At 72.1% G+C, this 22,486-nt stretch carries 24 protein-coding genes; 2 read left to right on the forward strand and 22 right to left on the reverse strand.

Translation table 11 applies throughout. The features are described from left to right. From NOO62_RS00190 to NOO62_RS00225, 8 genes are all read right to left on the reverse strand, one after another. The gene (locus NOO62_RS00190) at nt 1-945 is read right to left on the reverse strand and encodes an aromatase/cyclase (RefSeq protein ID WP_268768827.1); all 945 of its coding nucleotides are present in this window, start codon (nt 943-945) and stop codon (nt 1-3) included. 62 nt (nt 946-1,007) lie between these two features. After that, complete coding sequence (gene fabG / locus NOO62_RS00195) at nt 1,008-1,793, reverse strand: 3-oxoacyl-ACP reductase FabG (protein ID WP_268768828.1); 786 nt, start codon at nt 1,791-1,793, stop codon at nt 1,008-1,010. 13 nt (nt 1,794-1,806) lie between these two features. Continuing rightward, nucleotides 1,807-2,076 (reverse strand): phosphopantetheine-binding protein, encoded by a 270-nt coding sequence (locus tag NOO62_RS00200; RefSeq protein WP_268768829.1) that lies wholly within the window; start codon nt 2,074-2,076, stop codon nt 1,807-1,809. Nucleotides 2,077-2,149: 73 nt separating this feature from the next. Further along, entirely contained in the window at nt 2,150-3,361 is a 1,212-nt protein-coding gene (locus NOO62_RS00205; RefSeq protein ID WP_268768830.1) for a ketosynthase chain-length factor, read from the reverse strand. Then, a complete protein-coding gene (locus NOO62_RS00210; protein WP_268768831.1) occupies nt 3,358-4,629 on the reverse strand; it encodes a beta-ketoacyl-[acyl-carrier-protein] synthase family protein in 1,272 nt (423 codons plus the stop codon). The genes NOO62_RS00205 and NOO62_RS00210 overlap by 4 nt, the downstream gene beginning before the upstream one ends. Then, complete coding sequence (locus NOO62_RS00215; protein ID WP_268768832.1) at nt 4,626-4,955, reverse strand: TcmI family type II polyketide cyclase; 330 nt, start codon at nt 4,953-4,955, stop codon at nt 4,626-4,628. Before NOO62_RS00215 ends, NOO62_RS00210 begins: the two co-directional genes overlap by 4 nt. Before the next feature lie 89 nt (nt 4,956-5,044). After that, the gene (locus tag NOO62_RS00220; protein WP_268768833.1) at nt 5,045-5,740 is read right to left on the reverse strand and encodes an antibiotic biosynthesis monooxygenase family protein; all 696 of its coding nucleotides are present in this window, start codon (nt 5,738-5,740) and stop codon (nt 5,045-5,047) included. A gap of 218 nt (nt 5,741-5,958) precedes the next feature. After that, nucleotides 5,959-7,434 (reverse strand): FAD-dependent monooxygenase, encoded by a 1,476-nt coding sequence (locus NOO62_RS00225; protein WP_268768834.1) that lies wholly within the window; start codon nt 7,432-7,434, stop codon nt 5,959-5,961. A gap of 175 nt (nt 7,435-7,609) precedes the next feature. On the opposite strand from NOO62_RS00225, the gene NOO62_RS00230 reads away from it, so the two are divergent. Beyond that, nucleotides 7,610-8,077 carry a nuclear transport factor 2 family protein gene (locus tag NOO62_RS00230; protein WP_268768835.1) on the forward strand — a complete coding sequence of 156 codons (468 nt, stop codon included), beginning with the start codon at nt 7,610-7,612 and terminating at the stop codon, nt 8,075-8,077. A gap of 29 nt (nt 8,078-8,106) precedes the next feature. Here the strand turns inward: NOO62_RS00230 and NOO62_RS00235 are convergent, their stop codons facing one another. Together NOO62_RS00235 and NOO62_RS00240 are read right to left on the reverse strand one after the other, a co-directional pair. After that, nucleotides 8,107-8,523 carry a pyridoxamine 5'-phosphate oxidase family protein gene (locus tag NOO62_RS00235; RefSeq protein ID WP_414930745.1) on the reverse strand — a complete coding sequence of 139 codons (417 nt, stop codon included), beginning with the start codon at nt 8,521-8,523 and terminating at the stop codon, nt 8,107-8,109. A gap of 53 nt (nt 8,524-8,576) precedes the next feature. Continuing rightward, entirely contained in the window at nt 8,577-8,705 is a 129-nt protein-coding gene (locus NOO62_RS00240; protein ID WP_268768836.1) for a hypothetical protein, read from the reverse strand. A gap of 240 nt (nt 8,706-8,945) precedes the next feature. Between NOO62_RS00240 and NOO62_RS00245 the strand changes: the two genes are divergently transcribed. Next, nucleotides 8,946-9,182: a DUF6059 family protein gene (locus tag NOO62_RS00245; RefSeq protein ID WP_268768837.1), complete on the forward strand. Its 237-nt coding sequence runs from the start codon at nt 8,946-8,948 to the stop codon at nt 9,180-9,182. Nucleotides 9,183-9,210: 28 nt separating this feature from the next. Here the strand turns inward: NOO62_RS00245 and NOO62_RS00250 are convergent, their stop codons facing one another. The 12 genes from NOO62_RS00250 to NOO62_RS00305 all read right to left on the reverse strand — a co-directional run bounded on the left by NOO62_RS00250 (nt 9,211) and on the right by NOO62_RS00305 (nt 22,371). Then, on the reverse strand, nt 9,211-10,287 hold the full coding sequence (locus NOO62_RS00250; protein WP_268768838.1) for a ParB/RepB/Spo0J family partition protein: 1,077 nt from the start codon (nt 10,285-10,287) through the stop codon (nt 9,211-9,213). Between the two features lie 146 nt (nt 10,288-10,433). Further along, nucleotides 10,434-11,321 carry an ABC transporter permease gene (locus NOO62_RS00255; RefSeq protein WP_268768839.1) on the reverse strand — a complete coding sequence of 296 codons (888 nt, stop codon included), beginning with the start codon at nt 11,319-11,321 and terminating at the stop codon, nt 10,434-10,436. Continuing rightward, nucleotides 11,308-12,096: an ABC transporter ATP-binding protein gene (locus NOO62_RS00260; RefSeq protein WP_268768840.1), complete on the reverse strand. Its 789-nt coding sequence runs from the start codon at nt 12,094-12,096 to the stop codon at nt 11,308-11,310. The genes NOO62_RS00255 and NOO62_RS00260 overlap by 14 nt, the downstream gene beginning before the upstream one ends. 19 nt (nt 12,097-12,115) lie before the next feature. Continuing rightward, nucleotides 12,116-13,228, reverse strand: a complete 1,113-nt coding sequence (locus NOO62_RS00265) for an aliphatic sulfonate ABC transporter substrate-binding protein (RefSeq protein ID WP_268768841.1) — start codon at nt 13,226-13,228, stop codon at nt 12,116-12,118. After that, nucleotides 13,216-14,541, reverse strand: a complete 1,326-nt coding sequence (locus tag NOO62_RS00270) for a sulfate adenylyltransferase subunit 1 (RefSeq protein ID WP_268768842.1) — start codon at nt 14,539-14,541, stop codon at nt 13,216-13,218. Before NOO62_RS00270 ends, NOO62_RS00265 begins: the two co-directional genes overlap by 13 nt. Next, the gene (gene cysD, locus NOO62_RS00275; RefSeq protein ID WP_268768843.1) at nt 14,541-15,488 is read right to left on the reverse strand and encodes a sulfate adenylyltransferase subunit CysD; all 948 of its coding nucleotides are present in this window, start codon (nt 15,486-15,488) and stop codon (nt 14,541-14,543) included. The genes NOO62_RS00270 and cysD overlap by 1 nt, the downstream gene beginning before the upstream one ends. After that, nucleotides 15,485-16,021, reverse strand: a complete 537-nt coding sequence (cysC, locus tag NOO62_RS00280) for an adenylyl-sulfate kinase (RefSeq protein WP_268768844.1) — start codon at nt 16,019-16,021, stop codon at nt 15,485-15,487. The genes cysD and cysC overlap by 4 nt, the downstream gene beginning before the upstream one ends. 52 nt (nt 16,022-16,073) lie before the next feature. Further along, a complete protein-coding gene (locus tag NOO62_RS00285; protein WP_268768845.1) occupies nt 16,074-17,567 on the reverse strand; it encodes an FAD-dependent monooxygenase in 1,494 nt (497 codons plus the stop codon). Next, nucleotides 17,564-19,066, reverse strand: coding sequence for an FAD-dependent monooxygenase (locus NOO62_RS00290; protein ID WP_268768846.1), 1,503 nt, complete (start codon nt 19,064-19,066; stop codon nt 17,564-17,566). The genes NOO62_RS00285 and NOO62_RS00290 overlap by 4 nt, the downstream gene beginning before the upstream one ends. A 181-nt stretch (nt 19,067-19,247) precedes the next feature. Next, nucleotides 19,248-20,786: an alpha/beta fold hydrolase gene (locus NOO62_RS00295; RefSeq protein WP_268768847.1), complete on the reverse strand. Its 1,539-nt coding sequence runs from the start codon at nt 20,784-20,786 to the stop codon at nt 19,248-19,250. Between the two features lie 287 nt (nt 20,787-21,073). Next, a complete protein-coding gene (locus NOO62_RS00300; RefSeq protein ID WP_268768848.1) occupies nt 21,074-21,745 on the reverse strand; it encodes a sulfotransferase family protein in 672 nt (223 codons plus the stop codon). 179 nt (nt 21,746-21,924) lie between these two features. Then, a complete protein-coding gene (locus tag NOO62_RS00305; RefSeq protein ID WP_268768849.1) occupies nt 21,925-22,371 on the reverse strand; it encodes a carboxymuconolactone decarboxylase family protein in 447 nt (148 codons plus the stop codon). Nucleotides 22,372-22,486: the final 115 nt, after the last annotated feature.

Consider the following 22,486-nt stretch of genomic DNA (forward strand, 5'->3'; position numbering starts at 1 on the left):
TCAGTGGGTCCGCTCCGCGTAGTCCTTGGCATGGCCCAGCGTGGCGCGGCTGTTGGTGGACAGCGCGCTGTGCACGTAGGCGCGGGCGTCGGCGGCGGTGGCCCGGTCGCCGAGGATCTTGGCGATGTTGGCGGTGTTGATCGACACGGTGTGCTGGGAGGCGGCCTCGGTGGTGCCCCGGCCGGTGTCGGTGAAGGTCCAGTAGCCGGTGTGCAGGGTCATCAGGGCGGGCAGGGTGACCTGCTTGTAGGCGATTTTGCGGGTGTCCAGGGCGACCCGGTAGGACTTGGTGGTGTGCACCGAGCCGTCCTTGGCGCGGGTGTCCATCTCCAGGATCTGCAGGCCGGGGGCGGGTTCTTCGAAGCGTACGGTGGCCACGTGCGGCAGCCGTTCGGGCCAGCGCCCGGCCTCGTTGACGAAGTCGAAGGCGTCCTTGGCGGCGCCGTTGATCTCCACGGTGTCGGTGAAGGAGAAGACCAGGTCCTCGCGCTCGGCGGCGTGGGCGTGTTCGACGTTGTCCTTGAGGGCGGCCAGTTCCGCGGTGCTGTTGGTGTCCACGGCCCTCTCGATCCACCGCAGGTCCGCCGGGTCGTCGTCGATGGCCCGGTAGTCGTGCAGCAGCCGCACCCGGGAGGTGTCCTGGCCCTGCGGCTCGACGATCCAGGTGCCGCCCATCGCGGCGACGGGCGCGGTGGTGACCTCCTGGCGGAAGACGATGCGCAGGCCCTCGGGGTCCAGGGTGCGGCGCGAGGTCCAGTTCTTGGGCTCGCCGTTGGCGGTGGCCCAGATGCGGATGCGCTCCTGGTGCTCGCCCGTCTCCTCGCGCTCGACGTGGATGGTGGGCGGGAAGATCTGCGGCCAGTGGCTCACGTCCGCCAGCAGGCGGTAGACCGTGGCCGCGGGCGCGCCGATGGTGATCTCGTGCTCGACCTGACGCGTCGTCATGGCAGGTGCTCCTCGTACGGGGCGGGCGGGGCGGGGCGATCGGGGCGGGGCGATCGGGGCGGTCAGAAGTTGCCGAGTCCGCCGCAGACGTTGAGGGCCTGGGAGGTGATGGAGGCGGCGGTGTCGGAGGCGAGGTAGCCGATGAGGCCGGCGACTTCCTCGGGGGTGCTGTAGCGGCCCAGGGGGATCTTGGCCTGGAACTTGGTGAGGATCGCCTCCTCGGTGGTGTCGTAGGCGGCGGCGTAGCCCTGGCGCACGCGCTGGGCCATGGGGGTCTCCACGTAGCCGGGGCATACGGCGTTGACAGTGATGCCGCTGGGCGCGAGCTCGTTGCCGAGCGCCTTGGTGAAGCCGACGACGCCGTGTTTGGAGGCGGAGTAGGGGGCGCCGAGCACGACGCCCTGCTTGCCGGCGGTGGAGGCGACGTTGATGATGCGGCCGCGGCCGCCCTCCTGCATGCGGCCGGTGGTCAGGACGGCGCGGGTCATGCGGAAGACGCTGTTGAGGTTGGTGTCGATGACGTCGTCCCACAGTTCGTCGGTGAGCTGCGCGGTCACCCCGCCGCCGGACCGGCCGGCGTTGTTGACCAGCACGTCCACGGGCCCGAACCGCTCCACGGCGGCGGCCACGAACGCGGTGACGGAGGCGCCGTCGCGCACGTCGAGGACCTGGCCCTCGGCCTCCAGGCCGTCGTTGCGCAGGGACTTGACGGTGGCGACGACGTCGCTGTCGGTGCGGGCGCCCAGGAAGATTCGGTGGCCCTGCTGGGCGAGCAGGCGGGCGGCGGCCAGGCCGATGCCGCTGGTGGCGCCGGTGACCAGGGCGAGGCGGGGGGCGGTCTGTGTCATGGCGGGTGTCCTCTCAGGCCACGCGGGCGGCGGCCAGCCGCTCGTTGACGGTGTGGATCAGTTCCCTCGGGGTCAGGTCGTCGCTCAGCGTGTCGTCGTCCAGCGCGATGCCGTACTCGCGCTCGATGCAGCCGCCGGTCTCCAGCAGGGCCAGCGACTCATAGCCCAGCAGGCCGAAGGCGGTGTCCAGGATGTCGTCGTCCAGCGGGGCGGCCTCGTCGGCGCCCGCGGCCTCGACGAGGATGCGCGTGAGGTCGTCCAGGGTGAAGGGCTGCTCGCTCATGGTTGGTCTGCTTCCTTCGTCTCGGGCCCGGCCGGCAAGGCGGCAGGGCGCCGCCGGTGTGCCGCGGGGCGGTTCACTGTCCGGCGCGCACGACCATCGCGGAGTTGAACCCGCCGTGGCCGCGGGCCAGCACCAGCGCGGTGCGCAGCGCGGCCGGGCGCGCCTGGTACAGGACCAGGTCCAGGTCGTACTCGGGACAGGGGTCGATGTGGACGGTGGGCGGGATGAGGCCGGCGCGCATCGCCAGGAGCGCGCAGGCCACGTCCAGGGGCGCGGCGCCGGAGTGCAGGCGGCCGGTCATCGTCTTGGGCACGGTGACCGGGACGCGGCCCGGGCCGAACACCTCGCTGATCGCCGCGGCCTCGGCCCGGTCCAGGTCGGGTACGCCCGCGCCGTCGGCGAAGACCACGTCGATGTCGCCGGGCGCGGCGGCGGCGTCCTGCAGTGCGGTGCGCATCGCGGTGCGCAGGGTGGAGGGGCGGCCGCTGTGCGGGGGCGGGTCGATGGTCGCTCCGTAGCCGGCGAGTTCGCCGTAGAGGGTGGCGCCGCGGGCGCGGGCGGCCTCGGTGGGTTCCAGGGTGAGCAGGGCGCCGCCCTCGCCGGGCACGTAGCCGCGGGCGTCGCGGTCGAAGGGCAGGTAGGCGCGGGTGGGTTCGTCGCTGTCGCTCATGCGGCCGCCGGCGAGCTGGGCCACCCAGCCCCAGGGGCACACCGAGGCGTCCACGGCGCCGCCCACGATCAGCGGGGTGCCCTTGCGGATGAGGCGGCGGGCCTGCGCAAGGGCGTCCAGGCCGCCGGCCTGGTCGCTGACGACGACGCCGCTGGGCCCCTTCATGCCGTGCCGGATGGAGATCTGGCCGCTGTTGACCGCGTAGAACCAGGCGAAGGACTGGTAGGCGGAGACGAACTGGCTGCCCTTGGCCCACAGTTTCTGCAGTTCGTCCTGGCCGAACTCGAAGCCGCCGGCGTGGCTTGCGGTGACCACCCCCATGTCCAGCGGGTCGAAGGCGGCCACGTCCACCCCGGCGTCGGCCAGCGCCCAGTCCGCGGCGGCCAGCGAGAGCCGGGTGACGCGGTCGGTCTGCGGCAGCAGCCGGCCCGGCAGGTGCTCCGCCGCCTCGAACCCGGGGATCTCCCCGGCCAGTTGGGCGGGGTAGCTCGAGGGGTCGAAGCGGGTGATGCGGCCGATGCCGCTCTTCGCGCCGAGGGTGGCCGCCCAGTAGTCGGCCGCGCCCAGGCCGTTGGGGGCGGCGATGCCCATGCCGGTGACCGCGACGGCAGTCATACGGTGCTCCTTCGCGCCGGGGCGAGCACCATCGCGCTCTGGAATCCGCCGAAGCCGCTGCCGACCGTCAGGACCGCATCGACCTGCTGGTCGCGGGCCGTCAACGGCACGTAGTCCAGGTCGCATTCGGGGTCGGGGGTGTGCAGGTTGGCGGTCGGCGGCACCACGTCGTACTCCATGGCCAGCGCGGAGGCGGCGATCTCGATGGAGCCGATGGCGCCCAGCGAGTGGCCCACCATCGACTTGATGGAGCTGACCGGGGTGCGGTAGGCGTGCTCGCCCAGCGCCCGTTTGAACGCGGCCGTCTCGTGCCGGTCGTTCTGCTTGGTGCCCGAGCCGTGGGCGTTGATGTAGTCGATCTGCTCGGGGATCATCCGTGCCTCGTCCAGGGCCAGGCGGATGGCCTCGGCCATCTCCGCGCCGTCCCGGCGCAGTCCGGTCATGTGGTAGGCGTTGGAGCGGGTGGCGTAGCCGGCGATCTCGGCGTAGATGTGGGCGCCGCGGCGCCGGGCGCTCTCGAGCTCCTCCAGGACGAAGAAGGCGGCGCCCTCGCCCAGCACGAAGCCGTTGCGGGTGCTGTCGAAGGGCCGTGAGGCCTGTTCGGGTGCGTCGTGGCGCGGCGTGGTCGCCTTGATCGCGTCGAAGCACGCCATGGTGATCGGGGAGATCGGCGCGTCGGACGCCCCGGCGACCATGACGTCGACGGAGCCCTCGCGCACCAGCTCCACCGCGTAGCCGACCGCGTCGATGCCCGAGGTGCAGCCGGTGGAGACGACCGTGGAGGGGCCTTCCGCGCCGACCGCCCAGGCCACCTCCGCCGCGAAGGAGCTGGGCACCAGGTAGTTGTACAGGTGCGGCACCGCGTAGCGGTGGTCGACCAGGTCCAGGCGGCCGCCGTCGCTGACGACGCGGTATTCGTCGTCCAGGCCCATGGTGGCGCCCACCGCGCTGCCCACGACCACGCCGATGCGGTGCGGGGCGTGCTCGCTCAGCTCGGCGCCGCTGTCCTGGACGGCGGCGCGGGCGGTGACCACGGCGAACTGGGCGGCGCGGTCCATGCGCCGCACCTCCTGCGGGCTCAGCCCGTGCTCCAGGCCGCAGAAGTCGGCCTCGGCGGCCACCTTGGAGCGGAAGGGGGCGGGGTCGAAGAAGGTGATGCCGCGGGTCGCGGTGCGGCCCTCGCTGATGAGCTGCCAGAACTCCTTGCGGCCCAGGCCGCCGGGGGCCAGGACCTCCAGGCCGGTGATGACGACGCGGCGCTGCGTCATGCGCCGGCCTCCCAGGAGTAGAAGCGCTGGGCCATCGCGTCGGCCGGGGAGCGCCAGGTGGCCGGGTCGTAGGCCTCGATGTGCGGCTTGAGGTCGTCGCTGATCCGCACGAAGCGGGCATCGTCCTTGGCGCGTTCGATGCGGGCGCCTCCGTCGTCGGAGTCGAAGTCCTGGAGGTGGAAGTACAGGCCGCGGTAGGCGAAGAGCTGGCGGCGGCGGGTGCCCATGCGGTGGGGCATGTCGGTGGCGTCGAAGTCGGTGAACAGTTCGGCGACGCTGCGGCTGGAGTCGATCGCCATCCGGGCCACGATCAGCGTGCTGTGCATACCTCGCTCCTTGCGGTGGGCGCCGTGCGCCGTGGTCGAAGGGGGCGGGACCGGCCGGCGGGCGGGGCCCGCGCGGCCGGCCGGGCGGCTCACGCGCCGGCGGCGCGGCTGTGGATCACCCGGTAGGAGTTCCAGTCGCTCTCGGTCTTCAGGGCGTTGATGCGCGCCTCGGACTTCTGGCGGGCCTCGGACTGCCGCGCGGTGGCCTGGTGGCGGTGGGCGTCGTAGTCGGCCTTGCTCGCCCACTGGGAGTAGACGACGACGAAGGGGCCTTCCAGGAAGCGGGCGCGCAGGCCCTTGAAGACGCTGTGCGAGCGGTAGCCGTCGACCTCCAGGAGCCAGGACTGGCCCTCGCCGAGTTCGGCGATCAGCTCGTCCTGGTTGCTCTGGGAGACCTTGAAGATCTCGATGACGGTGTGGTCGTCGCGGTCGGGCGAGACCTCGGTGGCCTCGCCCTGGGAGGGGTGGCGCTGGGTATGGACGATCTCGCTCTGCAGCAGCCGGATCGAGGTGGTGATGTCCTGGAAGACGGGCAGCGTGCGGTGCTTGAACTCCTCGCCCGCATACCGCTTCTCCAGGTCCTCGCCGCTGCGCCACTGGATGAAGTTGGCGGTGCCGGGGCTGTCCTGTCCGGCGTGCACGGTGGAGGAGATCCAGCCGTCGAACGCCGCGGTGTCGACGATCTTCCGCATCTCCTGGATCAGCTTGTCCTGCTTCTCCGGCTGGTCGGTGGTGAACAGGTTGAGGACGGTCAGGTGCTTGTCCTGGGTGGAGATGTAGGGCATGGCGTCGGGTCTCTTCCTGTCGGGCTGTCAGGGGCGGGTGCGCGGCGGGCGGGGCCGGGGCCGCGGCACGGGGCCGGGCGGCGGCCGTGCGGGCCGCGGTCGGTCCTTTAGCCGGGGCGCGGGCCTTTGGCCGGAGCGCGGTCGGTCCTTTGGCCGGAGCGCGGTCCTTTGGCCGGAGCGCGGTCGGGCCGCCGCGGGCGCGGTCGGGCGAGGGGCGGTCAGGCGGCGGGGCCGAACCAGCGCTCCAGGGCGGCGGGCAGGGGCAGCGCGTCCGGGTCGGGCGCGATCCAGGCGATGTAGCCGTCGGGGCGCAGCAGGATCGCCTCGGCGGCGGGCAGGGTGGGGCCGGGGCGTGCGGTGACGATGTCGACGCGGTCCGACCAGGCCTTGGCGGCGGCCGGCAGCGCGCTGTCGGCGCCGAGGTCGAGCAGTACGCCGCGGCCGGTGTGCAGCAGGGCGTGGACGCGGGTGGGCCGGCCCTCGCAGGTCAGGTCGCCGTCCTGAAGGCGCCGGCCGAGCAGGGGGTGCTCCCCCGCGCCGACGTCGTGGCGGATGTCCAGGCCGGTGACCATGCCGACCAGGTGGCGCTGGACCGAGTCGTAGCGGGTGAGTTCGGTGAAGACGTCGAGCAGCGGGGTGATCTCCTCGCCGCCGAGGTAGAGGATGCGCTGGGCCAGGGTGTTGGTCAGGATGCGGGCGCCGACCGGGTGGCGTTCGCTGTGGTAGGTGTCCAGCAGGGTGTCGGGGGCCAGGTCCTTGAGGACGAGGGCGAGTTTCCAGCCGAGGTTGACCGCGTCCTGCACGCCGGCGCTCATGCCCTGGGCGCCGATGGGCAGGTGGATGTGTGCGGCGTCGCCGGCCAGGAACACCCGGCCGTGCCGGTACCGCTCGGCCTGTCGGCTCACGTCGGTGGTCGAGCTCACCCACAGCGGGGTGGCCGCGTGGATGTCCTCGCCCGACAGCTTCTGGAAGGTGTCGGCGACCTCGTCGAAGGTGATCGGCTCGGTGCTCTTGCGCAGCGGCTCGCTGCGGTCGTAGTAGATGATGCGGCAGCGGTCCGGGCCCAGCGGCAGCACCATGATCATGCCGCCGGGTACCCGTTCCCCGGCGAAGCGGGGCCGCAGCCGCACCCCGCTGATGTCGGCGAAGCGCAGCTCGATGGCCGGTTCGGTGCCGGGGAAGTCGATGCCGGCGGCGGCGCGCACCTGGCTGCGGGCGCCGTCGCACCCGATGACGTACCGGGCGCGCAGTTCCTGGCCGCCGTCCTGTGTCCCGGTGCCGCTCGTGTGCAGGGTCACCCCGTGCTCGTCCTGGCCGAGGCCGGTGACCTCCACCGAGCGGCGGATGCGGGCGCCCTGTTCGGTGGCGTGGCCGGCCAGCATCGCCTCGGTGCGGGACTGGGGGATGCCGCGTGCGCCGTAGGAACCGCCGCTGAGCACCTGGTAGTCCAGCGGTACGCCGCCGAAGTGCCCGCCGGGGATGGTGTCGACCTCGCCGAGGCGGGTCAGCAGTCCGCGCTGTGCGAATTCCTCGATGGTGCGCGCGGAGAAGCCGAGGGCGCGTGACTGCCGCATCGGTTCGGCGAGCCTGTCGAGCACGAGAACGGAAATTCCGTGCTGGCCCAACTCACCGGCGAGCATAAGGCCGGTGGGTCCTGCACCTACGATGATCACGTCCGCGTCATAATTGTCCATCGTCGCCCATCCGCCGTCTTGTGGTTGATGTTTTACGAGTATGGACAGCGCCCGAGCGGCCGGTAAAGGGACGCCGGTACACAGCTTTTGCAGTCCACTACAGAAATGTGCGGGCAACGTCAGATCTTTGACAGGCGGGGTTGGTCGGGGCGGGTGTGTGGGCCCATTCTCAAGCATGACCTCGACTGAAGCTGAATCCTTCACTCCGGACACGGCCATGGTGGACGCCTTTACCGTGCGCGGTCTGCTGGACCGTTATCTGCTGGCGTTGGACACCGAAAAGCTCGATGACGCGTGGGCGCGCACCCTGTTCACCGAGGACGCGGTGGTCGCATTCCCGCTGAGCCGGCACGAGGGAATGGCCGGGCTCGCCGCATGGCACCGGGACGCGCTGGAGAATTTCGCGCGCACCCAGCATCTGAACTCGCCTGCGGTGGTGGAGCTGGCGGGTGACGGGGCGAGCCTGCGCGCCAATCTGCTCTCCACCCACGTGCACCATCCCGGCGGCCCGGGCCCGGAGTTGTTCACCACCGGCACCTCGGTGAGCGGCGCGGCCCGCCGCACTCCGGGCGGCTGGCGCCTGGCCCGGCTCTCGTTCGGGCTGATCTGGGTGGACGGGGTACCGCCCGGCGCCCGCGGCTGATGGCCCGGGGGCCTGCCGCGGGCGGGGGGTCAGCAGTTGAGGCTCAGCACCCGGTCGACGGTGATCTCCACGACCACGCGGCCGGGCGGGTTCGGCGGCCCGGAGAAGTAGCGCTCGGTGTAGCGGCGGACCCCTTCGGCGATGCGTTCGGGGGCATCGAGGATCCGGGCGGTGCCCTCCAGGCAGACCCAGGCGAAGCCGTCCACCTGGCACAGCGCGACGCGTGCGTGCGGGGTGGCCAGCACGTTCTTGACCTTGCGGGTCGTGTTCACGGTCAGGACGCGGGCCAGGCCGGCCGGTGCGTCCCAGGTGAAGCGCACCGGGGTCAGGTGGGGCGAGCCGTCGGGCCGCAGCGTGCTCAGCACGCCGGTGTGCGGCGCGGTGAGGAACCGGCGTGCCGCGGGGGACATCGCCGTCGCGCCGGCGCGCTGCGGGGAGAGCGTCATCGTCTTGGACTCCTTGTTCGTCTCACCGGCGCAACGCGCGCCCCGGCACCCGGTCAGTCGATTCCGCGGACCACGTTGCACTCCGCGGGATCGTCCTCCTCCTCGTCCACCCCGGCCAGCCGGAGCACCGGCGCGACTCCCTCGACACCGCGTGTCTGCCGCTCACGTTCGGCCTCGTCCATGGGCCTGTCCTTCCGCGACCGTGCGCCCCGCGGGGCTGCGGAGCCGGCTTGCTCCACCCGCCCACGTTGGCAAAGCGCTCTGGAGGCCGGGCGGAGGGGCGGCTCGAGTCCGCCTCGACACCGCACCGCGGCGCTTGAGTCGGCTTCGAACCCGGTGCGACCGGCGGCCCGCACAGTGACGGCTCCTGGCGCACCCGAGCCGGCGCCGCCACGCGGCCACGCCCCTGTGGAGGGAGATTCATGGCCAGCTTGATCAGGCGTGTGTGGCGCGAGGTGTACGCGGCCTTGCAGGCCTATGGCGCCATCTACATCTCGGGGGCGCAGCCCGCCGAGCACACTCCCCCGCCCGGCACCGCGCCGCCCGAGGCCGCGCCGCGGGGCGGGCCGCCCGCGGGTCATCCGGAGCGGCTGTGTCCGGAGGTCGCCCTGTCCCCGGTGGAGCGGGCCCTCAAGCGGCAGCTGGAGGCCGGGCCCTGAAGGCCGTGCGGGGGTGGGCGGTGGGGGTTCAGACGGCTTCCTGGCGGCTGCGCAGCCGCTCGGCGAACTGGCTCCACTCCCTGCCGACGCTCTCCGCGATGGGCGCGATGACGCCGACCCAGTGGGCGGGGACGGCGTTGACGAGCTCGCGCCAGCCGTCCGGGTCGCCGGCGTGCAGCGCCATCCACTGCAGGAACTCCTTGCCGCCCGCGGTGTAGCGGATGCACGGGTCGCCTGCGACCTTGGCGGCGACCGTCTCCCAGGCGGGCGCCGCCTCGGCGGCCTGCGGCGGGGCGTGCCGGTCCGGGCGCGGGGCCGGGTGCGCGGTGGGCGGGGTGTCGGCGGGCCGGTCGGCGGGGTGCAGGGTCAGGTGCGCGCCGGGTGCGCGCAGGCCGTTGCGTTCGGGGCTGACCCCGCGGCGCAGGCGGGCGCTGACGTCGTGGACGGTGCCCAGGGACACCTCGGTCTCCCGGGCGACTTCGCGCAGGGTGGCCTCGGGGTGGGCGTGGATGTAGGCGGCGGCGCGGCGGCGGCCCTCGCCGGCGCCGACCGAGCGCAGTTTGCCGTCCAGGCCCAGGCGCTGGCCGCCGGGCGGGGTGGCGCACGCGGAGCGTTCGCGCAGGACGGCGATCGTCTTGGCGCTCAGTCCGGTGACGCTGGCGATGGCGCGGTCGGACCATTCGGGGTGGGCGAGAAGGACGCGTTCGGCTCCGGCGATGCGGTCGGCCCGTGAGAGCGGAAGTCCGTGGGAACTGTTGGCCTTCATGGCGAGTACGAGTGCTTCGGCGTCGGTGCACTCGACGAGCCGTGCTTTTATGCTGTGGTCGCCGCAGAGTTTCGCGGCCTCCAGCCTGTGGAGTCCGTCGATGATCCGCCAGCCGTCTTTCTGGACGAGTACGGGCGGTAATTCCGTACGGCCCGACGCTTCGACGAGCAATTGGAGATAGGCGGTGTTGATTCCGCCCTGGCGCAGGTGCAGTCCGGGCGACAGTGCATGGACCGGGAGTTCCTGTGCCGGTGTCTTCTCGATGTTCTGGGGGCCGATTCTCGGGCCGGTTCCTTCACCGGCCGCCGGTTCCCCGTACCGTAATGCGGCGGAACTCAAACTGTCTGCGATCACCGTAGCCCGCCCGTCTTTGAAAGCCATCCGGTGTGCCCTTTCTGCTGCCATTCCGGATGAGCGTCGCAGCGGTTTCTCTAGCCGCAGTAGAGGGTGGGTCGATGGTCGTCGGACTGCGGTTGGGGCGGGTTTCAGCGGTGTACGAGCAGGCCGCGGCTGCGCAGGACCCAGCGCTCCAGGGGGCTGAAGACCAGCAGGTCGATGGCGACGCCGACCAGCAGGATCAGCAGGATGGCCTCGAAGACCATGGCCATGTCGCTGGCGTTGCGGCCGTTCTCCAGGAGCTGGCCCAGGCCCAGGCCCAGGTCGGGGAAGGAGGCGATGATCTCGGCGGCCATCAGGGAGCGCCAGGCGAAGGCCCAGCCCTGTTTGAGGCCGGCGACGTAGCCGGGCAGGGCGGCCGGCAGCACCACGTGCCAGGTGCCTTTGAGGCCGGTGGCGCCCATGGTGCGGCCGGCCCGCAGGAACAGCGGCGGTACCTGGTCGACGCCGGAGACCAGGCCGTTGGCGATGGAGGGGACCGCGCCGAGCAGGATCACCGCGTACATCATCGAGTTGTTCAGGCCCAGCCAGATCACCGCGGGCGGCACCCAGGCCACCGAGGGCAGGGACTGCAGGCCGGACAGGATCGGGCCGATCGCCGCGCGCAGGAACTTCAGGCGGGCCACGAGCAGGCCCAGCGGGGTGCCGATGAGCAGGGCGAGCAGGAAGCCGGACAGGCCGCGCGAGACGGACGTCCAGATGTAGCCCAGGAGTTCGCCCTCCAGCCAGGCCTGGCGGGCCACGTCCCACACGGCGCCGGGGGCGGGCAGTTTGCTGGGGTCCTCCACGATGTGGAAGGAGATGAGGCCCTGCCACACCGCGAGGACCAGCGCGATGGCGGTGAGCGGGGGCAGGACCTTCTCCTTCAGGGTGAGGGTGAAGGGCGTGCGGATGGGCTGGGGGGTCTCCAGGGCGTCCAGGCCGGCGAGGTCGTTGTCGCTGCCGTCCTTGTGGGCGCCGGTCTCAGTACTGGCCATGTCGGCGGATCTCCCCCCGCAGCTGTTCGGTGATCTCGATGGAGAGTTCGGCGACGGCACTGTCCTCGATGCGGCGCGGCTGGGGGATGTCCACGGCCCATTCGCGGGCGATGCGCCCGGGGCGGGAGGACAGCAGGATCACGCGCTGGGCCAGGCGGGCGGCCTCGCGCACGTTGTGGGTGACGAACAGGACGGAGAGCTGTGTCTCGCTCCAGATGCGGGTCAGTTCGTCGTGCAGCACGTCGCGGGTGATGGCGTCCAGGGCGGCGAAGGGCTCGTCCATGAGCAGCAGGCGGCTCTCCTGGGCCAGGGCGCGGGCCAGCGCGACCCGCTGGCGCATGCCGCCGGACAGTTCGTGCACCCGCTTGTGGTGGGCGCCCTTGAGGCGCACGAGTGCCAGGAGCTCCTCGGCGCGTTCGCGGCGCCGTTTGGGGGCGATGCCGCGCAGTTTCAGGGCGAGTTCGATGTTCTTGCCGGCGGTCAGCCAGGGGAACAGGGCGTGTTCCTGGAACATCAGGGCGGGCCGGCCGTCGGTGGTGATCTCGCCGGTGGTGGGCTCGTCCAGGCCGGCGACGAGGTTGAGCAGGGTGGATTTGCCGCAGCCGGAGGCTCCCAGGAGGGTGACGAACTCGCCGGGTGCGACGGCGAGGCTGATGTCGTCCAGGACGAGCTGTGGCCCGGCGGGGCCCGTGAACGACTTGGAGACGTGCTCGAGGCGGGCGGCGTGGCGGGCCGTCGCGGCGGCGCCGGTGGCCTTGTCGAGGGTCGCGGTCATGGTGGTCACCTCCAGGAACTCAGCGAGGGGGTTGGCGCACGCCGAGGTTGGCGTCGTCCACCGGGCGGTGCCCGGCGGTTTTGAGGACCTTGTTGAGCAGGGTGAGGTCGTAGATGCCGGACAGGTCGGGGCGCTTGAGCAGGCCGGCCCGCACGGCGTGTGCGGCCTCGGTGCGCAAGGTGGCGGCCAGCGGGTCGTCGGTGAAGTCGATGGACTGCCAGGCCGGGTCCAGGACCTGCGGGGGCAGGGCCTTGCCGGCGTCGGCCTCCAGCTGGCGGTTGGCCGCGCGTTTGGCCCGGCCGGGGTGCTCCTCGATCCACCGGTTGGTGTCCACCGACGCCTTCAGCACCGCCTCGACGACCCGGGGATGCCGGGTGAGGAACTTCTGCGACACGATGATGTTGGTGATGACGAAGGTGTGGCCGGGCCACAGGCTCTTCTCGTCCAGCAGGACCCTGCCGCCCTGGGCGACGATCTTGGAGGCGGTCGGCTCCGGCACCCACGCGCCGTCGATGGAGCCGGACCGGTAGGCGTCGGGGGTGACCTTGTTGTCGCTGCGCACCACGGTCACCTCGCCCGTGCCGCTCTGCGCGTCGACCTGCCAGCCCTGCTGGGAGGCCCAGTTGAGGAAGGCGACGTCCTGGGTGTTGCCGAGCTGCGGGGTGGCGATCCTCTTGCCTCTGACGTCGTCCAGGGAGGTGATCCTCTTCGGGTTCACGACGAGTTTCACGCCGCCGGAGGCGGAGCCGCCGATGATCCGCAGGTTCGTGCCGCCCGACTTGGTGAACCCGTTGATCGCCGGGGAGGGGCCGATCCAGCCGATGTCGAGGGAGCCGGAGTTCAGGGCCTCGATCTCGGAGGGGCCCGCGTTGAAGGTGGCGTACCGGGCGCGGGTGGCGCCCAGCGCCTTTTGGAAGAAGCCCTGCCGGTTGCCGACCAGGGCGGTGGCGTGGGTGAGGTTGGCGAAGTAGCCGATCCGTACCGAGTCCAGGCCGTCGATCTTTTGTGCGCCGGCGGCGATCCGCACGGTGTCCTCGTCCTTGGCCTGCGAGCCGTAGCCGCAGCCGGCGGGCGCCAGCAGCAGCAGTGCGGCCAGCAGGGCGGGGGCGGCGCGCCGGGTCAGAAGTCCCATCCCTCGTCCTTGGCGGCGTGGGCGGCCGGGTCCGGCAGGGCGAAGGACTCGCCGACCATGCCCGCGGTCAGGGTGGTGCCGTCGGCCGGGTCGATGAGGATGAACGAGCCGGTGCGCCGGGAGTGGGCGTAGGTGTCCAGGGGCAGCGGTTCGGCGGTGCGCAGGCGCACTTGGCCGATGTCGTTGGCGACGAGCTGCCCGGGGTGCGGGTAGGGCGAGAGGTCCTCCAGGGTGAGGCGGGAGGGGATGTCGGTGACCAGGGCCTTGACGGTGCGGGTGCCGTGTTTGAGGAGCACCCGGTGGCCGGTGGTCAGCGGCTGGTCGGCGACGTGGCAGACGGTCGCGGTCACCTCGCGGGTGGTGGCGGGTGCGTCGGCGGCCGGCACGATCAGGTCGCCGCGGGAGATGTCGAGGTCGTCGTGGAGCAGCACGGTCACCGACTGCAGGGCCCAGGCCGTCTCGACGGGGCGGCCCAGGCGTTCGATGGCGGTGATGGTGGAGGTGCGGCCCGAGGGCAGTACGCGCACCTGCTGGCCGGTGCGGAAGGTGCCCTCGGCGATGCGGCCGGCGTAGCCGCGGTAGTCGGGGTGGCCGGGGCTCTGCGGGCGGATCACGTACTGCACGGGCAGCCGGGCCGTCAGGGGCGCCAGGTGGTCGCTGAGCGGCACGGTCTCCAGGTGTTCCAGGACGGTGGGGCCGCTGTACCAGTCCATGTGCGCGGAGGAGTCCACGACGTTGTCGCCGGCCAGCGCGCAGATGGGGATGACGGTGACCTCCGGGCCGCCCAGCTCCTTGACGTAGGCCGTGTACTGCTCGGCGATCGCCGCGAAGGCGGGCTCCTGGTAGCCGACGAGGTCCATCTTGTTGACGGCCAGGACGATCTGCGGGACGCGCAGCAGGGCGGCGATGGCGGTGTGGCGGCGGGTCTGTTCGACGACGCCGTTGCGGGCGTCGACCAGGATGATCGTCAGTTCCGCGGTGGAGGCGCCGGTGACCATGTTGCGGGTGTACTGCACGTGGCCGGGGGTGTCGGCGAGGATGAAGCGGCGCCTGGGGGTGGCGAAGTAGCGGTAGGCGACGTCGATGGTGATGCCCTGCTCGCGTTCGGCGCGCAGGCCGTCGGTGAGCAGCGCCAGGTCGGGGGCGGCCTGCCCGCGGTTGCGGGAGGCGTGGGCGACGGCCTCCAGCTGGTCGGCCAGGACCGACTTGGAGTCGTGCAACAGCCGTCCGACCAGGGTGGATTTGCCGTCGTCGACGGAGCCGGCGGTGGCGAAGCGCAGTGTGTCGGCGGCGGTGTCGCTCAGAACGCTCATCAGAAGTACCCCTCGCGCTTGCGGTCTTCCATCGCGGCCTCGGAGAGCTTGTCGTCGGCGCGGGTGGCGCCGCGCTCGGTGAGGCGGGACGCGGCGATCTCCGTGATGACCTTGTCGATGGTGTCGGCGTCGGAGTCCACCGCGCCGGTGCAGGACATGTCGCCGACGGTGCGGTAGCGCACCCGGCGCTTCTCGGCCCGCTCCCCCTCTTCGGGGCCGCCCCAGGGGCCGGCGGTCAGCCACATGTGGTGGCGCTGGAACACCTCGCGTTCGTGGGCGAAGTAGATGGCGGGCAGCTCGATGCGTTCGCGGGCGATGTACTGCCACACGTCCAGCTCGGTCCAGTTGGACAGCGGGAAGACCCGCACATGCTCGCGGGGCAGGTGGCGGCCGTTGTACAGGTTCCACAGCTCGGGGCGCTGGCGGCGCGGGTCCCACTGGGAGAACTCGTCGCGCAGGGAGAACACGCGTTCCTTGGCGCGGGCCTTTTCCTCGTCGCGGCGGCCGCCGCCGAAGACCGCGTCGAACCGTTCGCGCTGGATGGTGTCGGTCAGCGGGCGGGTCTGCAGTGGGTTGCGGGTGCCGTCGGGGCGCTCCTTGAGCACGCCGCGGTCGATGTAGTCCTGCACCAGGGCGACGTGCAGGCGCAGGCCGTGCTCGGCGACGACGCGGTCGCGGAAGGCAAGCACCTCGGGGAAGTTGTGGCCGGTGTCCACGTGCAGCAGCGCGAAGGGCACCGGCGCGGGGGTGAACGCCTTCAGCGCCAGGTGCAGCATGACGATGGAGTCCTTGCCGCCGGAGAAGAGGAGCACCGGGTTGTCGAACTCGCCCGCCACCTCGCGCAGGATGTGCACCGCCTCGGATTCCAGGGCGTCGGGGTGCGAGAGGGCGTAAGGGCTCTCGCCGCCCCCGCCGGCGGCCGTCACCGCATCGAGGGCCGGTGTCATAACAGTCCCCTTTCGGTGAGCAGGGCGTGCACGGCGGCGGCGGACTCCTGAACGCTCTGGTGCTGGGCGTGCAGGCGCAGGTCGGGTGCCGCGGGCTCCTCGTAGGGGTCGTCCACGCCGGTCAGGCCGGTCAGGTGGCCGGCGGCCTGCTTCGCGTACAGGCCCTTCACGTCGCGTGCGCTGCACACCTCCAGGGGGGTGGCGACGTGCACTTCGAGGTAGGGGGTGTGGTTGCTGTCGTGGCGTTTGCGCACCGCTTCGCGGCTGTCGGTGTACGGCGCGATCACCGGGGCCAGCGCCAGGATGCCGTTGCGGGCCAGGAGTTCGGCGACGTAGCCGATGCGCTGCACGTTGGTGTGGCGGTCGGTGCGCGAGAAGCCGAGGCCGGCCGAGAGCGCCTCGCGGATCTCGTCGCCGTCCAGGACCTCCACGCGGTGGCCCTCCGCGCGGAGCCGGGCGGCCAGCTCGTAGGCGATGGTGGTCTTGCCGGCGCTGGGCAGGCCGGTGAGCCAGACGGTGACTCCGGTCCTCACGGGCATCTCCTGGGGGGGGGTCGGGGGTGGTCGCCGGGGCGGGGTGCGCGGGTCAGAGCGGCCGGGCGGGCGGGTGCGGGGCGCCGAACCAGCGGGTCAGTGCGTCGGTGAGGTCGCTGTCGCTGCCGGGCGCGGTCCAGGCGACGTAGCCGTCGGGCCGGATGAGGAGGGCCTGCGGGGCCGGGCCTGCGGGGTGGGTGCTCCAGGTGGCGGTGACGAGGTCGATGCGGTGCGTCCAGTCCTTGGCGAGCTGGGCCGCCTTGCCGCCGGTGCCGTCCGCGCCGTCGGTGGTGATCAGTACGCCGCGGGCGGGATGCAGCAGTTCGGCGACGCGGGTGCGGGTGCCGTCGGGGCGGGTCAGTTCCTGCCGCGGCGGCATGCGCCGGCCCAGCAGGGGGTGGGCGCCCGGGCCCATGTCGTAGCGGATGCCCAGGCCGCTGAGGACGCCGGCCAGGTGGGCGGCCGCGTCCTTGTGGGTGAGCAGTTCGCCCAGTACCTCGCGCAGCGGGGCCATCTCCTGGCCGGTCAGGCGCAGTTCGATCGCGGCGCGGGCGTTGCGCGCCAGTTGCTCTCCGATCGGGTGGCGCTCGGCGTGGTAGGTGTCCAGGAGGGTGTCGGGGGCGTGGCCGGCCAGCACCGCGGCCAGTTTCCAGCCCAGGTTCACCGCGTCCTGCACGCCCACGCTCAGCCCCTGGGCCATGGCGGGCGGCTGGACGTGGGTGGCATCGCCCGCCAGGAAGATCCGGCCGCGCCGGTAGTGGGCGGCCACCCGGGAGGCGTCGGTGAAGCAGCTGATCCAGCGGCACTGCCCGTGGTGGATGGACTCGCCGGTCAGCCGCTGCCAGGCGTCGGCCAGTTCGGCGTAGGAGAGGGCCTCGCGGTCCTTGGGGCGCATGCCGCGCTCGTAGGCGACCACCCGGGTGACGCCGTCCTCCAGGTCCATCGCCATGATCATGCTGCCGTCGGGGAGGTTCTCCCCGATGCGCCGGCGGCGGGTCTCGATGCCGGTCACATCGGCCGTGTAGAAGCCGCGGGTGGGCTCGGGGCCGGTGAAGTCGATGCCGGCCAGCTTGCGGACGGTGCTGCGCCCGCCGTCGCAGCCGATCAGGTAGCGGGCGCTGTCGCGGCCGGGTCCCTGTGGCCCCTTCAGGGTCACCTCGACGCCGTCGGGGCTCTGGTCCAGGTCGGTGACCTCGTATCCGCGGCGGATGGGCACGCCGAGGTCGCCCGCCCAGTCCTCCAGCATCCGCTCGGTGCGGAACTGCGAGACGCCCCGGGCGCCGCTGTGGTCCTCCTCCAGGAGGTCCAGGTCGATGGGCACCCCGCCGAAGTGGGCGTCGGCGGGCTCGGTGGCGCCGAGCCGGGCGAGCAGGCCGCGCTGGTCGAAGCTCTCGACGGCGCGGCGGGTGAGGCTGGCGCCGCGGGACTCGCGGGCCGGGGCGGGCAGCTTCTCGTAGACGACGACATCCGCGCCGACCAGGCGCAGTTCGCCGGCCATCATCAGTCCGACCGGGCCCGCGCCGACGACGATCACGTCCCTGCTCATGCTCGCGCTCCTGTTCGGTGGGTGGTGCCGGGGGTGCCGAACCAGTGGCCAAGGACGTCGGTCAGGTCGCGGTCGCTGCCCGGCGCGGTCCAGGCGACGTAGCCGTCGGGGCGGATGAGGACCGCCTCGGTCGCTGTGGCCGCTTTCGTGGTCCAGGTGGCGGTGACGACGTCGACGCGGTCGCTCCAGTCGGCGGCCAGGTGGGCCGTCTTGTCCGCGGCGGCGGTGCCTTCGGTGAGGATGAGGACGCCGCGGGCGCTGTGCAGCAGCTCCGCGACGCGGGTGCGGGTGCCCTCGGGGCGGGTCAGTTCCTGCTGCGGCGGCATGCGCCGGCCCAGCAGGGGGTGCTCCCCCGGCCCCAGGTCGTAGCCGATGCCCAGCCCGCTGACGATGCCGGCCAGCTGCCCGGCGGCCTCCTTGTGCTCCATCAGCTCGCCCAGCACGCCGCGCAGCGGATCCATGGCGGCGTCGCCGAGGTAGAGCATCGACGCCGCCTGCGCGTTGCGGATCAACTGCTCCCCGACGGGGTGGCGTTCGCCGTGGTAGGTGTCCAGCAGGTGCTCCGGCGCCCGGCCGGCCAGGTGCGCGGCCAGCTTCCAGCCCAGGTTCGCCGCGTCCTGCAGCCCGGCGCTCAGTCCCCAGGCGGCCAGCGGCGGCATGGCGTGTGCGGCATCGCCCGCCAGCAGCACCCGCCCGCGCCGGTACTCCGTGGCCAGGGCGGCCGCGTTGTTGCAGGCCCACATCCACTGCGCGCTCGCGTGGTGGATGTCCTCGCCGGTCAACTTCTGCCAGGCGTCGGCGATCTGGGGGAACGTCAGTGTGGCGGGGTCCTGGTGTGGGGGCAGGTCCTTGTCGTGGACGACGATGCGGCAGCGGCCCTCGCCCAGCGGGGTGCACACCACCATGTGGCCGCCGGGCAGGCGTTCCCCGATGGGCCGCGGGCGCAGCGTGACCCCGGTGAGCTCCGCGGTGTACATGCCGCGGGTGGCCTCCCAGTGGCGGGCGGGGATGTTGGCGGCCGCGCGGACGGTGCTGTGCGGGCCGTCGCAGCCCACCACGTAGCGGGCGCGGTGTTCGCCGGGGCCCTCGGGCCCCTGGCAGGTGACGACGACGCCGTCGCTCTCCTCGTGCACCCCGGTGACCTCGACCCCGCGGTGCACCACCACCCCCAGCTCGGTGAGCCGGGCGGCCAGCATGTCCTCGGTGCGGGCCTGGGAGAGTCCCAGGACGCCGCTGTGGTCCTCCTCCAGCATGCCCAGGTCGAAACGGACGCCGCCGAAGTGGCCCATCGGGCCCCACCGGAACGCACCGAGCCCGGCCAGGAGTCCGCGCTGGTCGAGGGTTTCCGCCGCGCGCCGGTTGAAGCCGAGCGCACGGGATTCCCCGGAGGGGGCGGGGAGTTTGTCGAAGACGGTGACATTCACACCGCCCAGGTGGAGTTCGCCGGCCAGCATCAATCCGACCGGACCGGCACCGACAATTATTACGCCAGTTTCCATTGTTGACCTTCCACGCGGGGCGGCTGAGGAATCGTCGATGTCAAACTACACATCAGCATGTTCGGCTGCAATGACGGTACTGAATTCATAAGTCGGGGCGCCCGCCCGCGCGTTCAACCGCTGATTTTCCACGGTTGAACGCGGCGGGCGGACTTCATAGGCGATTTCTACGGGCTTTTTTCTACGGGGCGGGGTCCGGCGGCGGGCCCGCCTGGCAGACGGCGTCGGCGCCCCTGGCGGCGGCCGGGCGGCTGCCGTCCTTGAGGTAGGCGTCGACCACGGTGTTGATGCAGGTGTTGGCGTTGCGGGACAGGGACGTCTCGTGCTCGTAGCCGCCCTGCTCCACCAGCAGCCGGGAGTCGGGGAACCTGCGGTGCATGTCGCGGGCGCCGGCCAGCGGGGACCCGGCGACGTGCTCGCCCTGCACGACCAGGGCGTCGACGTTCTCGGCGCCGATCTTCTGCGGGGTGCCCGCGGGCGCCGGCCAGAACGCGCACGGCGCGTTGTACCAGGCGTTATACCAGGTCAGGAAGGTGTTGCCGGAGCGGTAGTCGCGGCTGTAGTCGCGGTGCCAGCGCTGCCAGTCGCGCGGCCAGGGCGTGTCGGTGCACTGCACCGCGTTGTACATGGCCTGCTTGTTCTGGGTGGGGTAGCCCGGCTCGTTGAAGGCGGCCTTCAGGCCGGTGGCGTCGCCGCGCAGCACCCAGTCGGCCAGGGCCTTGGTGTGGCCGCTCCAGGCGGAGCGGCGGTAGAGGTCGATGAGGAAGACCTCGGTGTACTCGGCCGGGCCGATCTTGCCGTCCAGGGGGGCCGTGCGCAGCCTGTCCATGCCCTCGTAGTACTTCGCCTCGACGGCGGCGCGGGTGGTGCCCAGGTGGTAGGTCGCATCGTTGCGGGCGATCCAGGAGAAGTAGTTCTCGGCGCTCTTCTCGAAGGTCGCGTTCTGGTCCAGGACGTTCTTGTACCAGCCGTCGCCGGGCAGCATCACGGTGTCCAGGACCATCCGGCGCACCCGGTGGGGGAACATCGAGGCGTAGACCGAGCCGAGGTAGGTGCCGTAGTCCCAGCCGAAGTAGGTCAGTTGCTCCTGGCCCAGGGCGCTGCGGATCAGGTCCAGGTCGCGGGCGGTGTCCTTGGTGCTCAAGTAGTTGAGGGTGTCGCCGTGGGCGCGGCCGCAGCTGGCGGCGAAGGCGCGGGCCTTGGTGCGCCAGGCGTTTTCCTCGGCGGCGGTGCGGGGCACCAGGTCGGCGCGGGCCCGGCCGGGCCAGACGTACTCCGGCGCGCAGGTGATCTGCGGTTCGCTGGCGCCGGTGCCGCGCGGGTCGAAGCCGATCCAGTCGTAGGTGGCGCCGACGGCCGGGGAGAGTCCGGAGGTGCCCTTGGCGAACCGGGTGGGCAGGTCGCGGCCGAACTGGCCGGGCCACTGGCCGCGGTTGAGCAGCACGATGCCCTGGTACTGCGCGTCGGGGGCGGTGTGCCGGGCGCGGGTCAGCGCCAGCTCGAGCGTGCGGCCCCGGGGCTTGGTGTGGTCGAGCGGGACGGCGAGCGTGCCGCATTCGAGGCCCTTGAGCAGGCCGCCGACGACGGGGTCGTTGTCCGGGCAGGGCGACCAGGCAATGGTGGACACCGGCCGCTCGGGCGAGGCTTTCGCGGGCGCCGCGGCGACCGTTCCCGCCAGGGCAGTGGCGGCCGCCGCCGTAATTGCTAGGAACTTCCTCACGTAATCCCCTTCTTGAGGCAGATACGCCGCCGGGCCGATATGCGGGCAGGCCGGCGAAGCCGATTTTCTCGGGCGGGTCCAGGGGGCGGCGCGAGACTATCGGGTGCGGGAAGTGGCGTGAAAACAACTACGGTTGAACAATGACCGGCGGTCGAGCGGGGCTGGAACGGCGGTATCGGGCCGGAACAGCGGGACTTGTCCGCCGCACACGAAAAAAGCCCCCGCGGTCAGCCGGTAATGGGCTGTCCGCGGGGGAAAGGAAAGAAAAGGGTGCGGTGCGGGTGGTGTTATCGCGCGCTGCCGGGGGCGGGCGGGCCGCCGGCGGCCATCTGCTGCATCCGCTCGCGCATGTTCGCGGTGGTGTTGGCGTGCGGGAACTCCGTCGCCGGGGTGTCGGTGCCCAGGAACGTGCACAGCGGTTCCCAGCCCTGGGTGACGTCGTAGACCAGGAGGTTGTCCGCGGGGACCGCGTCGATGATCTCCTGGTTGCGGCGGTGGTAGACCTCGATGGCGTGGTCCTTGTCGGAGAACCGGCCCTTGAACAGCCCCTCCCAGGTCATGACGTTGGTCATGCGGAAGACCCGGGCCTGGCGGGTCCCCTGCTCGGGCGGGGTCTCCTTGTTCTTCAGGACGAACTGGTACAGCGTGTTGTACGTGCTCTCGTACCAGCCGTCCGCGTCGCGCACCGTCAGGACGACCTTGGCTTGGGGGAAGGCCTTGATGATCTGGTCGTAGTAGAAGGAGGGCGGGCCGTCCACCGCGGAGGTGTAGCCCTCGAACACCGCGTCCCAGTCGGGCTGCTGTCCCTCGCAGATGATGCGTTCCCACTGCTCCAGGCGCTTCTCGTCGCCCACGATGTCGAACATGTGGTAGCAGGGGCCGTAACCGAGCTGTTCCAGCGCCACCTGCAGTGACGTGGTCCCGGTCCTGCCGAGACCGGCGTTGATGAGCTTCAACACGGTGCGGTTCCTTCCCTGCGGCGGGGTGGTCAGGTGGTGCATGAGGGGCCGGCCGTCACTGCTATGACGCCCGGCGGCGCGCAGATGTGACAGGCCCTCGTCACCGCACGGGCCGGGTCCGGGGCGGCGTGCGGGACGGGTCAGCGCCACGGGCGGGCCCGGGGCGGCGTGCGGGCGGGTCAGCGCCAGGCCGCGGGCACCTGCCGGGTGGCGACGTTGATGCGGTTCCAGCAGTTGACCAGGCCGATGTGGACGACCAGGGAGGCCAGTTCCTCCTCGGTGTAGTGGGCGGCCGCGTCCTGCCAGACCTCGTCGGGCACCGCGTCCTCCCGGCCGCTGAGCTCGGTGGCGTCCTCGGCCAGCGCCAGCGCGGCGCGCTCGGCGGGGGTGAAGCAGGTCGCCTCGCGCCACTCGGCGACCTGGGGCAGGCGGGTGTCGGCCTCGGCGGCCTGCCCCAGGTCGTCGGGGATCGTGTAGATGCGGCCGTTGATCTGGCTCACCCGCAGCCGGATGAGGTCGAGCGTCCGCTGGGGGACGCCGACCTTGCCGATGACCGCGGTCAGGTCGAGCAGGGGCTGCAGGGCGTCGGGCACGACCAGCGAAGGGTTGTTCATCCGGGGTGGCATCGGGGCGTCTCCTGTGAGTCGGGCCCGCGCCGTCACCGCTCCGGCGCCGCCCGGCGACAGGGGGCACGGGGGCACGGAGGTAGGGCGGGGCGGGCGGCGGCGAGTGCCGGCCCAC

Source organism: Streptomyces sp. Je 1-369, from assembly GCF_026810505.1.
GTDB lineage: Bacteria > Actinomycetota > Actinomycetes > Streptomycetales > Streptomycetaceae > Streptomyces.

Coding starts and splice junctions, on each gene's coding strand:
- NOO62_RS00285 (WP_268768845.1), bottom strand. CDS start 17,567: ATGAGCAGGGACGTGATCGTCGTCGGCGCGGGCCCGGTCGGACTGATG.
- NOO62_RS00265 (WP_268768841.1), bottom strand. CDS start 13,228: ATGGGACTTCTGACCCGGCGCGCCGCCCCCGCCCTGCTGGCCGCACTG.
- NOO62_RS00270 (WP_268768842.1), bottom strand. CDS start 14,541: ATGAGCGTTCTGAGCGACACCGCCGCCGACACACTGCGCTTCGCCACC.
- NOO62_RS00245 (WP_268768837.1), top strand. CDS start 8,946: ATGGCCAGCTTGATCAGGCGTGTGTGGCGCGAGGTGTACGCGGCCTTG.
- NOO62_RS00220 (WP_268768833.1), bottom strand. CDS start 5,740: ATGCCCTACATCTCCACCCAGGACAAGCACCTGACCGTCCTCAACCTG.
- NOO62_RS00255 (WP_268768839.1), bottom strand. CDS start 11,321: ATGGCCAGTACTGAGACCGGCGCCCACAAGGACGGCAGCGACAACGAC.
- NOO62_RS00305 (WP_268768849.1), bottom strand. CDS start 22,371: ATGCCACCCCGGATGAACAACCCTTCGCTGGTCGTGCCCGACGCCCTG.
- NOO62_RS00290 (WP_268768846.1), bottom strand. CDS start 19,066: ATGGAAACTGGCGTAATAATTGTCGGTGCCGGTCCGGTCGGATTGATG.
- NOO62_RS00235 (WP_414930745.1), bottom strand. CDS start 8,523: ATGACGCTCTCCCCGCAGCGCGCCGGCGCGACGGCGATGTCCCCCGCG.
- NOO62_RS00230 (WP_268768835.1), top strand. CDS start 7,610: ATGACCTCGACTGAAGCTGAATCCTTCACTCCGGACACGGCCATGGTG.
- fabG (WP_268768828.1), bottom strand. CDS start 1,793: ATGACACAGACCGCCCCCCGCCTCGCCCTGGTCACCGGCGCCACCAGC.
- NOO62_RS00240 (WP_268768836.1), bottom strand. CDS start 8,705: ATGGACGAGGCCGAACGTGAGCGGCAGACACGCGGTGTCGAGGGAGTC.
- NOO62_RS00200 (WP_268768829.1), bottom strand. CDS start 2,076: ATGAGCGAGCAGCCCTTCACCCTGGACGACCTCACGCGCATCCTCGTC.
- NOO62_RS00260 (WP_268768840.1), bottom strand. CDS start 12,096: ATGACCGCGACCCTCGACAAGGCCACCGGCGCCGCCGCGACGGCCCGC.
- NOO62_RS00190 (WP_268768827.1), bottom strand. CDS start 945: ATGACGACGCGTCAGGTCGAGCACGAGATCACCATCGGCGCGCCCGCG.
- NOO62_RS00205 (WP_268768830.1), bottom strand. CDS start 3,361: ATGACTGCCGTCGCGGTCACCGGCATGGGCATCGCCGCCCCCAACGGC.
- NOO62_RS00225 (WP_268768834.1), bottom strand. CDS start 7,434: ATGGACAATTATGACGCGGACGTGATCATCGTAGGTGCAGGACCCACC.
- cysD (WP_268768843.1), bottom strand. CDS start 15,488: ATGACACCGGCCCTCGATGCGGTGACGGCCGCCGGCGGGGGCGGCGAG.
- NOO62_RS00215 (WP_268768832.1), bottom strand. CDS start 4,955: ATGCACAGCACGCTGATCGTGGCCCGGATGGCGATCGACTCCAGCCGC.
- NOO62_RS00210 (WP_268768831.1), bottom strand. CDS start 4,629: ATGACGCAGCGCCGCGTCGTCATCACCGGCCTGGAGGTCCTGGCCCCC.